This window comes from Clostridium pacaense (genome assembly GCF_020709765.2).
GTDB lineage: Bacteria > Bacillota > Clostridia > Lachnospirales > Lachnospiraceae > Enterocloster > Enterocloster hominis.
The window spans coordinates 232,120-246,236 of record NZ_JAJFEB020000002.1; the positions used below are offsets into that span (position 1 = coordinate 232,120).

A 14,117-nucleotide genomic window follows, 5' to 3' on the forward strand; every position below is an offset into this window, starting at 1 on the left:
CGGCAGTATTTACATCATATCCTGTTTACTTATCCAGCCAGGCATTTCCCAGGTCCGCAACTGAATAGAACACCTCGCCGATTCCTGAATCCTTCACATAATCGTTGACGGCAAAGAGGGTCGCAACCTCTGCCAGATTATATACGATACAGTATTCATCTGTTAACAGGCGGTTGGCTTCGCCCACCGTTTTCACTGCTTCGTCCTCGTCCGCCGCCATGACAGAGGTTGCCAGGGCCGCCTCCACGTCATCCGGACGGAGCAGGTTGTTGATGCCAAGGACATGTCCGGTCAGGTTCTGGCGGAACATGGAGGCCATCTGCATGGGAACGCTGACATACACGCTGGAGCCGTGGAGCCACATTCCCTCACCCCAGCCTGCCTCAGCCGTATTGGCGTCCGCGCCGGATAAAATGCTGAGGTTCACCTTAATCCCCACCTCCGCAAGATAGGACTGGATAATGGTTGCTGCATTCTTAAGCGCGGAGGTTTCCTCTGTTTTCAGGGAAATCTCAAAGCCGTCCGGGTATCCTGCCTCGGCCAGCAGTTCCTTTGCCTTTTCAGGATCATAGTCATATCCCTTCACATCCTCACTATAATAGTGGGTCCCAACGCCGAACTGGTTCCTCACATCCCCGTAATCTCCCCAGACCGCCTGGACCAGCGCATCCGTATCAATTGCATGGCAGATGGCCTGGCGTACCTTCAGGTCCCCTGTGGGGTCATCCCCGGTCTTATTCAGGGAGTTAAAGCACAGGAGATAGGAATGTGATTTTACGGAACAGGTCTTGATATCATAGCCGTAAGCCTTCAGCGCGTCCGCGCTCTCCGCGTTCAGGGCAAGGATTGCGTCTATCTCCCCGGACTGGAGGGCAGCGCTGGATACAAGGGCATCCTTATAGATGATATACTCCACACTGTCCAACTTCACGTCCCCGCCCCAGTAATCGTCCCTCTTGGTAAAGGTCTTGGAGACATCGTAATCCCAACTTGTCAGTTCAAACGGGCCTGTGCCGCAGGGATGTTCCTTATAATACTCCTCCCCGTTCTTCTCAAAGAAGTCCGGCGAGAACATATAACCGCATTCCCTTGAAAATGCATATGGCAGGATGGAACTCCACTTGTTCAGGTTCAACTGGACCGTATACTCGTCCACCACCTCAACGGATTCAATGGATGACAGAAGCGCCTCTACCTTAGCGCCCACCTCCAGGTAATGGTCCAGGTTCCACTTGACCGCCTCCGCGTCCAGGACAGTGCCGTCCGAGAAGGTAACCCCCTTCCTCACATGGAACGTATAGGTCAATGCCTCGGGGTCATATGAGTAATCCTCTAACAGCCACGGGTCCACGGTTCCCTCTGCATTGGGCTTAAACAGGGATTCGTACACGGGCCAGGAATAATAATAGTCCACCCCGGCGCCGGTCAGGTCAAAGCTCAGCATGGTATGTACGCATTCCGTGTTGACACCGATTTTCAATGTTCCTCCTGCCTTTGCATCAGAAGCTGCTTCCATCTGCCCTGCCGCGCTTTCTGCTGATTCACCGCTTACGGCCGCTGCCGTGCCTTCCTGTCCTTTGGAGCCGGAACCGCTGCCCCCGCAGCCCGCCAGCAAACCGGCGGCCAATGCTGCCGCTACTACCAACGAAATACACTTTCTCATCCTAATCCTCCCTTTCTCTACCTTTGCGTTAACTCATTATCCGGTACCAGCTTGTCAGTGGGTCCGCAGAACCCCTTCTGCTTGCGCACTGCCAATGCGTCTTCCGGTTTATCCACATACCTGGTCTCCAGGTCCGCCCATTTCCCATCACTGAGGAAACAGGTCATGGGTGAATAGTAAAAATGATATCCGGTATAGTCATAGTGTTCCATTACATAATCATTGGTACGGGTTTCAAACACATGGCGCCCCGTATCCAGCATGGCGTACATGGCTGAGCGGAAGGAATAGTGGATTCCTGTAAAATGATATCCCCATTTCAGAAGGTCCTCTGCGTCCTCCGCCTTATCGCCCGGATCCAGGTCCGGGTACCAGAACGGTATCTTAACATGCTCCGCCACCTTTTTGGCAGCGCCCAGCTTGCCTCCGTACTTCTTGGAACGGTTGATCTCCAGGGGGCATATGATATCCGCACCCGCTTCAATATACCGCTCACACCGCTCCACAAAACCGTCAAAGTCCTCGTCCACCTCATGCTTGCAGCTGGCCATCAGAAGACAGTCGGTTCCCTCCATTCCGTCCTTTGCAGCCCGCAGCCGCCTGCATGCGTCCTGGATGGTGGCAAGACCGGGGCGGCTCAGGTCGTTGCCGTCCGTAATCAGGATACAGTCAGCGCCTGCCCTGGCCATGCGTTTACATCCGTGATAGGTCTGCAGCGGACGCCCAAAGCCTTCATCCGCATCCACAAACAGGGGCATGTCCGTCATGTAGGTAATCCGCTCTATCATATGACAGTACTCATCTACGGACAACAGGTTCAAATCCGGTATGCCGGTCTGGGAACATGCGAAATCACTGCTGGAAATCATAACCATCTGAAACCCATTCATTTCCGCTGCTCTTGTGGAGATACAATCATAAATTTCCGGGACATAAAAGAATTCGTTCTGATCCATATATTCCCTTAGGGTTTTCTTAGCCATTTTGTTACATACCGCCTTTCGTTTTCGTTTTTTTTATAATACCATATAGTCACTTTGGCGAGAATGGAACACTGTTCTATAAATATGTGTGTATTATTATCCTAGTTGGATATTCTTTTCTCACTATTAATTTAGTATCATAATAATAGTATGTAAAATAACCGGCCGCAGCCGCGGTCCTTCCAATTGACTTACCATTGATAACGACCCACAGGATACAGGGCCGCCCGGCATGGCCGGATGGCCGGACATAAAGGAGAGCTTTCGTTGAATTTTTCCATTATCCCTCACACAGCCCAAATGCTATTGGCAGAATTTACCATAGATTCATCCATATATCCGTTAACCGCATCAGAGAAGACATTCCATCATATCTGCGTATTGAGAAAACCCGTCCAGCTCCCTGAGGATATGGCAGAGCCGGACCTTTGCCTGTTCATTCTCTATGATTATGCGGAAGGTCCTTCCATGCGCAAAACCTGCCCGGTTCCAGATGATTTTAATATGTTATCCTATGTGGATGTAGGTGTAAGCTCCTTATGCCATATTCTTACCCTGCTTACAAGGTCCTGCCCGGACCTGTATCCGATTCTTGAGTCCCAGTACCAGCTTGTCTTAACCCAGCGTTTCCTGGAAACGCTTCAGAACGGCTACCATATCAGGATGAGGGACCTGCTCCAGGCAATCACCTCCAACCTGGAGAAAAAGGTGATGGTGATTGAACCCACCATGAATCCCACCGATATGATGTCGTCATCGGATTTCTTTGACCAGCTTCCGGAGCATTCCCAGGTAATCGGACATCTGGACCAAAGCCCCGTGTACATGGGGAAAATCCTGAGAAAGGACATGGGGACCTGCCTTATCATACCCCTGTACCGGTTTGGGGAGATAATCGAATTCCTGATTGTGGGAAACTGCAAGGAACCGCCGGACCCCCTGTTTTATTCCGCGCTTAAAACAGTCATCTCCGCGCTGGCCATTGAATACGAGATGCGCCAGTCTGTCTTCACGGTTGTGAACCGGAGCCGCAACGGGCTGATGGACGCCATCACCAACTCAGGCCGCCTGAATCCCGCAACCATAACAGAATGGGCCGGCCTCCTTGGCTTTAAGGACAAACGCCTGTATATCGTGATTTATCTGGATTTTGCTGCATGGGGCAGCCAGAAAAAGATAGGGACAGCTGTTTACTATGAGATACTGGAATTCATGATCCATTATTATCATCCTGATGATTACTACTTTTTGCGCGCTTCCTCAGACAGCCTTTATATGATAGGGCAGTTTCCTCCTGAATCCCCGGATGCAGCGCAAAAGAAATCCATTGCCACCTGCCAGCAGATAGAACATCTGCTGAAGACAAAATCAATCGTCAAGAAAATGTATTCAGGAATCGGGACCACGCAGCAGCAGATTTCCGATATCAGCCAAAGCTATGAGGACGCATTAAAAGCGCTGAAAATCGCCCACACCACAGATGAATCCATCATATGCTATGAAACATTGGGCATACTCCGCCTGCTGGGCAACATACCGGCCAGGGAAGCCGCTGAAAACTATATACCGGCCTGCCTGAAACACCTGCAGGGCCATGACCGGAAATACAACACCAATCTGGTGGACACCCTTACTGCCTACTATTCAGCCAACTGCAACGCGGCCAAGGCAGCCAAATCGCTGTTCATCCACTATAAGACCATGCTGAACAGGCTGGACCGCATTGCCCAGATATTGGACTGCGATTATAATGACAGCCATATACGGCTGGAGATTGAGATGGGACTTCAGATTGTCCACATGCATCACCGTGAATATGAATAAGTGCCCTGTATGGCCTTTCCAGCCATACAGGGCACTTATATTGACTTTCTTCATCATTCCAGGATATCCCTGTGCATCAGCAGCCCGATCCTGCGGCTATCAAGGCCGCGGATGACCTCCACAGCCATCCTGACCGCGGCTTCGATATCCTCCACTGCGCAGAAGTTATAGTGGCTGTGCACATAGCGGCTGGGAATCCCCAGCACCAGCGTGGGGACCGCGCGTCCTGCCAGGCTGATCTTACCGGCATTGGTGCTGCCTCCCCTCCTCACCGTATCCTGGCAGGGGATGCCCTTTTCCTCACCCAGTTCATGGGCATATGCCAGGAATGCGGGATTGGTTATATAGCTCTTATCCATGCACCGTATCTGTACCCCCGCCCTCATGACGCCCTGGGCCTTCTCCCTTCCATAGTAAAAATCATCTGCAGGGGAGCCCTCAAAGACAATGGCTAAATCCGGCTGGATCCTGGCCGCAGTCACGCAGGCCCCTCTCATCCCCACTTCTTCCTGGGCAGCAAAGGCCCCCACCACGTCCACCGCCAGTTCCTGGTCCATCCCCTGCAGTTCACGCATGGTATGGATGATACAGGCGCAGCCCATGCGGTTATCAAAGGCCTTGCCAAAACAAAGCCCATGGTCCCCGTCATAATCAAAGGCCACCTCAGGGGCGGCCGGATCCCCAATACGGATGCCGTATGTTTCCTCTGCCTCCTCCCTGCTGGATGCCCCCACATCAATATAGATGCCTTCTATGTCCAGAGGCGCGTTCCTTTCTTTTTCCGTCATGAAGTGTACGGGGCGGGACGTGATGATTCCCCTTACCTTTTTTCCGCTCCTTGTGCGGACAAGGACCGTGTGGGCCGGAAGGCTGGACAGGTCCATCCCCCCGAGCATGACCATGGACAGCAGGCCGTTGTCCATGATTCCCTGCACCATGAAACCGCACTCATCCGTGTGGGCGTCCAGCATGATGACCGGCTTTCTCCCGGAACATGCATTACTGGCGCACCCATCCACGGAATACCCATCCCCGGAGCATGCATCCCCGGGACCCCCGCTCCCGGTCCCATGCCCCGCGTCCGTGGGACCGGACTTCCTGAACCATGCATAGACATTGTTCATGGCGTCATTGTCCACTTCCATCCCCTTTAAGTATCTCCCGATTACCTTTACGACCTCTTCCTCAAATCCACTGGGGCCAAAGGCGTTGGACAGGTCCCTGATCATGTCAATATCAATCATGTTCATATGTCCCCCTCTTCAGTACATTCCCATCACGCATCATGATGGCGCCCCTGGCAATCACCGTATCCAGGGCCAGGTCCGGACGGAGCAGCAGCACATCCGCGTCCGCGCCCTTGGCAATACATCCCTTTTTCGGATAAATCTCCAGCGCCTTTGCCACATTTGAGGTAAAGAAGGAAAGGGCCTGCGTCAGGTCCACTGCGCCCTCCAATACCAGATGCCTGAACTGGCGGAACAGGTTCCCCACATCCGTGACACCGATTTCCTTTAAATGTCCGTATTCATCATAGCTGGACCAGCTTCCCTGTCCATCCGAGCTGAATGTCAGACGGTCCATGGGCACGCCTTCCTGCCTGGCCTTATCCAGGAGCCGGAGCATGGCCCCCGTGCCCAGCTTTCCTTCGGGGATGCGCTGTATATCCTCGCAGGTGATATCCACATATCCTCCCATTTTGGCAAAGCGGAACCCATCCTCTAAAAGCTCCTCTGTCCGTGACATATGGGTGGGATGGAACGTCTTTACAGGTATGTCCGACCGCCTGAGCGCGTCAAAAATCTGTTCCAGGCGCCGGAAGCCGCTGCCCATATGCGCCACGATGATTCCAGGTTTACCGCTGACCATTCCGGCCGTGCGCACGTCACTTGCCAGCCGGATCAATTCCTCCGTGGATATGTTGGGCGCCCGGTGGTCTGAAAGCGCCAGTTTCACGCCTATGATCTCATCCACAAAAACAATATCTTTCTTCACGCTTCCTGTGATGGTGGGGGAGGGGTATCCGTAGGCCCCGCACAGGGCATATGCGCTGATTCCTTCTTCCTTCAGGGCCTTGGCCTTGGCCACCAGGTTCTCCACACTCCTCGTCATGTCATCGGTTCCGAGAAGACCCAGAACCGTGGTAATCCCTGCTTCAATCAGGGAGGACAGCTGTATCTCCGGCGACCTGGTGCGAAAGCTTCCCTCTCCCCCGCCGCCAATAATATGCTCATGCTGGTCAATCAATCCCGGGACAAGCAGACACCCCCTGCCATCTATCTCCTGACAGCCACATCCAACCTCCAGATGGTCACCCACCGCTTCTATTGATTCCCCACATATGAGTACGTCCTTCTTTCCCAGGTATTCGGGATTGTACACATCGGCCTGTCTTATTATTATCATGATTCCTCTCCTTAATCGTAATTCCCGTTCTCTATTCTACCATAAAAGGAGGGGACTGTCTCTTTATGGTATGTAATGCTTTTCTCCCTCAGGCCTTTATCCTTCAGCAGGTCCAGCCCTGTCATGGCCAGCCCCTTGGCCCCCAGGATACAGATCCTGTCCGCCTCAGGCCCGGCTGCCGCCCTGGCGTATCCAGATGAATGGGCTTCGATGGAAGCATCATCCGTGATGGACAGGTAGTCATGGATGGCCGGGATCCGGATGGACACATTGCCTATATCCGAGGAACCAAAAAGCTCCCCTGGCTTTGGGCTGCACATGCTGATTCCTAAACGCCCCATATTGTCCCTGAACGCCTCGCACATGGGAAGACATGGATACCGTTCAGCGTAGACGGGTTCTGTCTCTGTCTCAGCCCATGCGCCTGTCAGCTCCTCTGCCCGCTTCACGCACCCCTTAATCAGATTAATCAATTCCTCTGCCCGTTTCATGGTTTCCGCGCGTATACAGAACTCACATCTGGAAAACTCCGGTATGATGTTCCCCGCCGTCCCCCCATCCAGTATGACCCCGTTGATATTATCCTGAATCTGGAATGTGGGGCGCATCATGTCAATCTGGTTAAAGACACTGATGGCCGCACCCAGCGCATTGATGCCGGAAGCAGGAGTGGATGAATGGGCTGCTTTTCCATGGAAGGAAACCGTTACACAACCGCTTGCCCTCCCGCCCCGGTTGATATAGTTATACGCCTCCCCGCCGCCTGTGGGATGCATCATAAGGGCGAAATCCACGCCGTCAAAGCCTCCCCGCTCCAGCATCAGCACCTTTCCGGCCCCGCCTTCCTCTGCCGGGGTCCCAATCAGCCATATCTCCCCGTCACAGGACTCCATAAGGGAAGCCAAGCCTGTAAACGCCCCCACGGCGCAGGCGGCAATTACATTGTGGCCGCAGCCATGCCCTATCCCCCTGAGGGCATCGTATTCAGCAAGGAATGCCACCACCGGGCCATCTCCCCTGCCCTTTTTCACAACACGGAATGCAGTGGGAAGCTGACAGTAATCCCTCTCCATCACCATTCCCTGCCCCTTTAAAAATGCCTCTACCGCTTCCACTGCGTGATATTCCTGAAATCCTGTTTCCGGATGCGCGTGGATGTCGTGGGACAGGCTGACCAGCCCCTCCCGTATACTGTCTATCTTATCAGCTATGGCCTTTTTGTCCCCGCTCAGCTGTCCTGGTTCCATCTCATTGTCCTCTTTTCTTAATTACATGTCTTTTCAAAGCAGGTTTCCGTACTCCATCCAGCTTACAATATATGGCAGGCCGCCTGATGTCCGGGTTCGATTTCCCTGAGTGCCGGGCGTTCCCTTCTGCACCTGTCCACGGCGTACGGACAGCGGTCGCAGAAAAAGCAGCCCTCCGGAAGGTTTACCGGGCTGGGAATCTCCCCCATTGCGTCAATGTGCTCCACCAGCGGTTTCTCCCCCACGGTGGGCACGGCTGAAAACAGCACCTTGGTGTAGGGGTGCAGGGGATTCCCAAACAAGGTATGCTTATCCCCCACCTCCACAATGGCCCCCAGGTACATCACTCCCAGACGGTCGCTGATATGGCGTACCACAGAAAGGTCGTGGGCAATGAACAGGCATGAGAAATGGAACTCATCCTTTAAATCCATCAGCAGGTTCAGGATCTGGGCCTGTATGGATACATCCAGGGCAGACACCGGCTCATCCGCGATAATGAACTCCGGTCTTACCGCCAGCGCCCTGGCAATGCCGATACGCTGCCTCTGTCCGCCTGAAAACTGATGGGGATACCGTCCGGCCTGTTCCGGCCGCAGCCCAACACGGTTCAATATATCCATGCACTGTTCCCTTGCATCCTTCTTATCCTTTGCAATCCCATGGAACAGCATGGGCTCCATGATGATTTCCTCCACACGCTGTCTTGGGTTTAAGGAGGCATAGGGGTCCTGGAAAATCATCTGCATGTTTTTGCGGTAAGGCAAAAGCTCATGGGCGCTTAAATGGCTGATGTCCGCGCCCTTATACAGCACCTGTCCGCCCGATGGCTCCAGAAGCCGTATGATGGTCCTGGCCGTGGTGGATTTCCCGCAGCCGGATTCCCCCACCAGGCTGAACACCTCGCCTTTTTCAATCCGGAAGCTCACCTGGTTGACCGCGTGGACCACCTTGTCCTGTTTCACGATCTTGCCCTTTTCCAGACGCAGTGACTGGAGAAGGCCCTTGGTCAGATGAAATTCCTGGCTTAAATCTTTGACTTCAATCAATGGTTCCATCATTTACCCTCCTCCGTTCTGGCCGCAGCCGGGCTGACAGCTGCATCCCTGTTCCCGTCATCCTTCTTTTTTAATGGGAAATGACAGGCAGCCAGGTGTCCCGGCCCCACCTCCCGCATCGCGGGCTGCTGATGCCTGCATATTTCCTGGCAGTACCTGCACCGCGGCGCAAAGTAACAGCCCTCCGGCAGTTCGAACATATTGGGCACCATGCCCGGTATGTAATCTAAACGGTCCCTGTCCTCATACAGCTTCGGGATGGAATTTAACAGCCCTTCCGTGTAGGGATGTGCGTTAAAGGACACGATGTCCTCTGTGCTGCCTGTCTCCACCAGCTTGCCGCAGTACATGACATTGATGCGGTCCACCATCTGCGACACCACGGCCAGGTCATGGGTGATCAGGATCAGGGCCGTATTATGCTCCTTCACAAGTTTCCTCATAAGTTCCAGTATCTGCTCCTGGATGGTCACATCCAGCGCAGTGGTAGGCTCATCTGCAATCAGAAGCCTGGGATTGGTTGCCAGTGCAATGGCAATGATTACCCTCTGCCTCATGCCGCCGGAAAACTGGTTGGGATATTCCTTTAACCGCTCCTGGGGATTGGGAATGCCCACGGCAGATAAAAGCTCCAGGCACCTGGCCTTTCTCTGGACCGCGTTCATCTGAGGCTCATGGAGGATCAGAACCTCCTCCATCTGCCTCTGTATGGTATACAGCGGGTTCAGGGATGTCATGGGGTCCTGGAACACCATGGAAATGTCCTTGCCCCTTATCTTTATCATATCCTTTTCGCTGGCCCGGCTCAAATCCCTGCCGTCAAACAGGATCTGCTCCGCTTCCACCACGCCGGGATCCTCCACCAGCTTCAGGATGGAGAAGCTGGTCACGGATTTCCCGCTTCCTGATTCCCCCACAATCCCCAGTATCTCCCCTTCCTTCAGGGTAAAGCTTACGTCATCCACAGCCTTTACCACTCCCTTAAATGTATGGAAATAGGTCTTCAGGCCCTTGACATCCAGTAAAATATTATTTTCCATCAAAGCCACCTCGCTTATTTCAGATTGGGGTTCAGCTCATCCCTGAGGAAATCCCCCAAAAGGTTTATGCCGAACACAATGAGCATGATATACAGGCCCAGGAATACGGAAGCCCACCACAGCCCGGAAAACAGCACGTCAAATCCGGTCTTTACCAGCAGTCCCAGGGACGGTTCCGTAATGGGCACCCCGACTCCCAGGAAGCTTAAGGTAGCCTCTGTCAGGATAAAGTTGCCAATCTGTATGGTTGCAAGCACAATGATGGAATTAACTACATTGGGCAGCACATGTTTCAGTATGATGATTCGGTTGGGCAGTCCGATGGTCCTGGCCGCCTCCACGTACTCCATCTTCTTAACAGACAGCGTCTCGCCCCTTACCGTCCTGGCATAGGTGACCCACCCCACCATGGTAAGGGCAATCAAAAGCTTTCCCACGCCCCTGCCGAACACGGACATGATAAAAAGCGCAATGAGCATGGACGGGAAGGACAGCTGGATATCCGCAATCCTCATGATGACCGCATCCACCTTCCCGCCAAAATATCCGGCAATCAGCCCCAGGGTGGTGCCGATGCAGCAGGAGGCTGCCATGCCCACCAGGCCAATCATGATGGAACTGGCGCTTCCGTAGATGATTGCGCTTAAAATATCCCTTCCCTGTTCATCCGTGCCCAGCAGGAATGACAGTTTACCGCCGTCCAGCCAGGCCGGAGGGAGATAGGAATCCATCAGGCTTATCTGGGTCAGGTCATATGGATTCTGAGGCGCCAGGAAACGGCCTGCAACCGCTGTCAGTATGGCAAACAGGACCAGGATACTGCCGATGATGGCAGGAAGATTATTTTTATAATGGTAGAAAAACTCGGATTTCAGGAAATGCTTCCACCAGCTTGTTTTTTCTGCACGTACTTCATGTTCCATGTCATCACCTCAATTCTATTCTCGGATCAACCAATGTATAGAGAAGATCCACCACAAAGTTCAGCACCACGAACATACAGGCAGCCGTCATGAGATACGCCACGATTATGGGACGGTCTGATTTGTTGATGGCGTCAATCAGAAGTTTACCCATGCCGGGCCAGGCAAAGATGGTCTCAGTGATGGTGGTGAAAGCAATCATATTGCCCAGATCCATGCCAAAGATGGTGATGACCGGAATCAGGGCATTCTTTAAGGCATGCCCGAAAAGCAGGCTTCTGGAGGACACCCCCTTGGCTCTTGCAAACTTAATATAATCCTGGCGCATGTTTTCCATGATTCCGGACCTGGTAAGACGCAGGGTCGTGGCCACATTGGTAAGGGCCAGCGTCACGGCCGGAAGGATGAGGAAACGCAGCCCTCCCGGTGCAAACACGCTTAAATTAACCCCCAGCACATTTACCGTGTTCCCGCGCCCCGATGCCGGCAGCGCCCTCAGCATGACCGCAAAGATATAAATCATCATCATGCCCACCCAGAAGGAGGGAAGGGAAATCCCCAATATGGAACCCGACATGATGATCCTGCTGCTCCTGCGTTTGGGATAAGCCCCCGCATAAACGCCCAGGGGTATGGCAATGAACAGCACCAGAAGGGCTGCTATGGCAACCAGTTCAAGGGTTGCGGGCATACGCTCCATGATCAGGCCCATGGCTGGTTTTCCATAGGTGTAGGACTTGCCGAAATTACCGTGCAGCACATCCTTTAAGAAAATGCCATACTGTACGGGAAGGGGCTTATTAAGGCCCAGCCTTGCCCGCGCTGATTCCACCTGTTCCACTGTTGCATTTTCCGGCACCAGCATGTCCACCGGGTCCCCGATGAAATTCGTCAGCATGAATACCAGTATGGAGACCACAAACAGAACCACTATCATCTGCACAAACCGCTTAACAATATATTTTAACACTCTGATTCACCTCGTCTTTATCATGGGCCGGATTACAAAAAGGGAACCGCTGCAAAAAATAGGTTTCCTGTTTTGCAGCAGTCCCTCTTACCGTCTTAATCCAGGGCCTGTTTGGGAATCCAGACACGCCCCGGTGCCAAATCCCTTATTTGTAGGAAAATTCCCAGGCCAGCACATACTTGTTCATTCTTGGAGTATAGTTAAGGGTATCCTTGATTGCATATGTATCCTGCTCAAAGTGCAGCGGGATGTACGCATAATCATCCCTTGCAATCTTTTCTGCCTTTGCTACCAGTTCGCCTCTCCTGGCATCGTCAAATTCATTAAATGCCTCGCTGATAAGGGCATCCACCTCCGCATTGGAGTAGTGTCCCCTGTTAACAGTGCCCTGCCCGGATTCCCTGTCATATGTGCGGAGCATGTCGTGCAGCAGGGACAGGCCGTCGCCGGAAGCATCCGCCCATCCGGTCTGAAGCAGCATGGATTTATTCTCCGCAGGTTTGATGTAGGTAAAGAAATTGGATTTCGGCATCAGGTTCAGGTTGACTTTAATTCCCACCTTCTCCAGGAATCCTGCAACCGCCTGGGCAATCTGCTCATCGTTCATATAACGGTCATTGGACGCATCCAGGGTCACTTCAAAGCCATCCGGGTATCCGGCCTCGGCCAGCAGCTGCTTTGCCTTTTCAGGGTCATATTTCTCACGCTCCACCGGGGTATATCCCACATAGTTTTCCGGGATGATGGAATTCATTTCAAATGCGCATCCGTTCATGATATTCTTGATGATGGTGTCCTCATCAATGGCAAGGTACATGGCCTGTCTGACCTTGGGGTCTGACATGGGGTTCTTCTGTCCTGGGAACAGGGGTGAATCCTCACGGCTGTCCAGGTTCAGGTAAATCTCCCTCAGGCCCTGCTGCCTTAACACGCTGATGCCGTCCGTACCATCCAGCCTGTCGATATCACGCACGGAGATATCAATGGTGAAATCCACTTCCCCGGTCAGCATGGTGGCTGTCCTGGTCGCCTCATTGGTGATGGGACGGAACCGTACATTCTTAATCTCCGGCACCTCGCCCCAGTAATCCTCGTTCGCCGTTAAGTCCAGATGGTCCTCCTTAACCTGCTCCACAAATTTATAACGTCCTGTGCCCACTACCACATCAGAGATTTCTTCCTCTGTTTTTCCTTCTACATTTTCCTGTTTCAGCACGTAAATCTGAGCCACATGGAACAGCATCAGGGGGTTGGGTGTGTCGGTGGTAATGGTGACTGTATGTGCATCCGGCGCCTCAACCTTTGAAAAGGTACTGGTGTAGCCGCTGAAGGCTGATGGGGAGTCCGGGTTCATAGCTGTTTTTATGGAGGCCAGCACGTCAGCGGAGTCCATCTCCTCGCCGTCATGGAACTTAACGCCTTCCCTCAGGTGGAAGGTCCAGGTCAGGCCATCGTCGGAAGTCTCCCAGCTCTCAGCCAGACATGGCTGGAACTTCATATCCGCGTCCTGCATCAACATCGCCTCATATATATGAAGCATCACCTGGTTGGTGGGTCCCTCGTCATATTTATATGGATCCATGGACAGGATATCCGAGGCCATGGCGATTACCAGGCTGTCCTTTCCTGAGGCGCTGTCCTGTGAGGCGCCTGCATCTGCCTGTGCTCCGTTTGTCCCCCCTGTTCCTGCTGCTGTGGTGGTGCCGGTGGTTCCCCCGCCGCAGCCTGCAAGACATCCTGCAGTGATTGCTGCAGCAACCAATAAAGATAATGTTCTTTTTTTCATTCTAATACTCCTCCTTTTCTTAAAATCAACTGCCCTTCTTCCTATCCCCATCACTTCCTGATGATAAAGAAAAAGCAAGGGCGCACCTGCATCGTACGAAAAAGCGCCTTGCTTTCCTTAAATTTTAATGAATTAACGTACCGCTGTCAAATCCTATGGGATAAAAACCTTATTACTTTCCTGTATTTCTTATTTTATTAACGTATTAGGTTGTTTA

General features: G+C 52.8%; 11 protein-coding genes. 1 reads left to right on the forward strand and 10 read right to left on the reverse strand.

Annotated elements, in window-relative coordinates; translation table 11 throughout:
* Nucleotides 1-25: 25 nt before the first annotated feature.
* Both LK536_RS34645 and LK536_RS34650 read right to left on the reverse strand, forming a co-directional pair.
* Nucleotides 26-1,663: an ABC transporter substrate-binding protein gene (locus tag LK536_RS34645; RefSeq protein WP_227794616.1), complete on the reverse strand. Its 1,638-nt coding sequence runs from the start codon at nt 1,661-1,663 to the stop codon at nt 26-28.
* A 17-nt stretch (nt 1,664-1,680) separates the two neighbouring features.
* Nucleotides 1,681-2,646 carry an isocitrate lyase/PEP mutase family protein gene (locus LK536_RS34650; RefSeq protein ID WP_008723760.1) on the reverse strand — a complete coding sequence of 322 codons (966 nt, stop codon included), beginning with the start codon at nt 2,644-2,646 and terminating at the stop codon, nt 1,681-1,683.
* Between the two features lie 300 nt (nt 2,647-2,946).
* Between LK536_RS34650 and LK536_RS34655 the strand changes: the two genes are divergently transcribed.
* Nucleotides 2,947-4,470, forward strand: a complete 1,524-nt coding sequence (locus tag LK536_RS34655) for a helix-turn-helix domain-containing protein (RefSeq protein ID WP_506092082.1) — start codon at nt 2,947-2,949, stop codon at nt 4,468-4,470.
* A 53-nt stretch (nt 4,471-4,523) separates the two neighbouring features.
* Here LK536_RS34655 and LK536_RS34660 read toward each other — a convergent pair whose 3' ends face one another.
* The 8 genes from LK536_RS34660 to LK536_RS34695 all read right to left on the reverse strand — a co-directional run bounded on the left by LK536_RS34660 (nt 4,524) and on the right by LK536_RS34695 (nt 13,900).
* Nucleotides 4,524-5,720, reverse strand: coding sequence for a M42 family metallopeptidase (locus LK536_RS34660; protein ID WP_331472037.1), 1,197 nt, complete (start codon nt 5,718-5,720; stop codon nt 4,524-4,526).
* Nucleotides 5,707-6,876, reverse strand: coding sequence for a beta-aspartyl-peptidase (iadA, locus tag LK536_RS34665; RefSeq protein WP_227794617.1), 1,170 nt, complete (start codon nt 6,874-6,876; stop codon nt 5,707-5,709). The genes LK536_RS34660 and iadA overlap by 14 nt, the downstream gene beginning before the upstream one ends.
* Before the next feature lie 11 nt (nt 6,877-6,887).
* A complete protein-coding gene (locus LK536_RS34670) occupies nt 6,888-8,123 on the reverse strand; it encodes an amidohydrolase (protein ID WP_227794618.1) in 1,236 nt (411 codons plus the stop codon).
* Between the two features lie 62 nt (nt 8,124-8,185).
* Nucleotides 8,186-9,181, reverse strand: coding sequence for an ABC transporter ATP-binding protein (locus tag LK536_RS34675; RefSeq protein WP_120058479.1), 996 nt, complete (start codon nt 9,179-9,181; stop codon nt 8,186-8,188).
* Nucleotides 9,181-10,221: an ABC transporter ATP-binding protein gene (locus LK536_RS34680; protein WP_008723749.1), complete on the reverse strand. Its 1,041-nt coding sequence runs from the start codon at nt 10,219-10,221 to the stop codon at nt 9,181-9,183. Before LK536_RS34680 ends, LK536_RS34675 begins: the two co-directional genes overlap by 1 nt.
* 14 nt (nt 10,222-10,235) lie before the next feature.
* A complete protein-coding gene (locus tag LK536_RS34685; RefSeq protein WP_227794619.1) occupies nt 10,236-11,144 on the reverse strand; it encodes an ABC transporter permease in 909 nt (302 codons plus the stop codon).
* A 4-nt stretch (nt 11,145-11,148) separates the two neighbouring features.
* Nucleotides 11,149-12,114, reverse strand: coding sequence for an ABC transporter permease (locus LK536_RS34690; protein ID WP_008723745.1), 966 nt, complete (start codon nt 12,112-12,114; stop codon nt 11,149-11,151).
* Nucleotides 12,115-12,259: 145 nt separating this feature from the next.
* Nucleotides 12,260-13,900, reverse strand: coding sequence for an ABC transporter substrate-binding protein (locus LK536_RS34695; protein WP_025484379.1), 1,641 nt, complete (start codon nt 13,898-13,900; stop codon nt 12,260-12,262).
* Between the last annotated feature and the right edge of the window lie 217 nt (nt 13,901-14,117).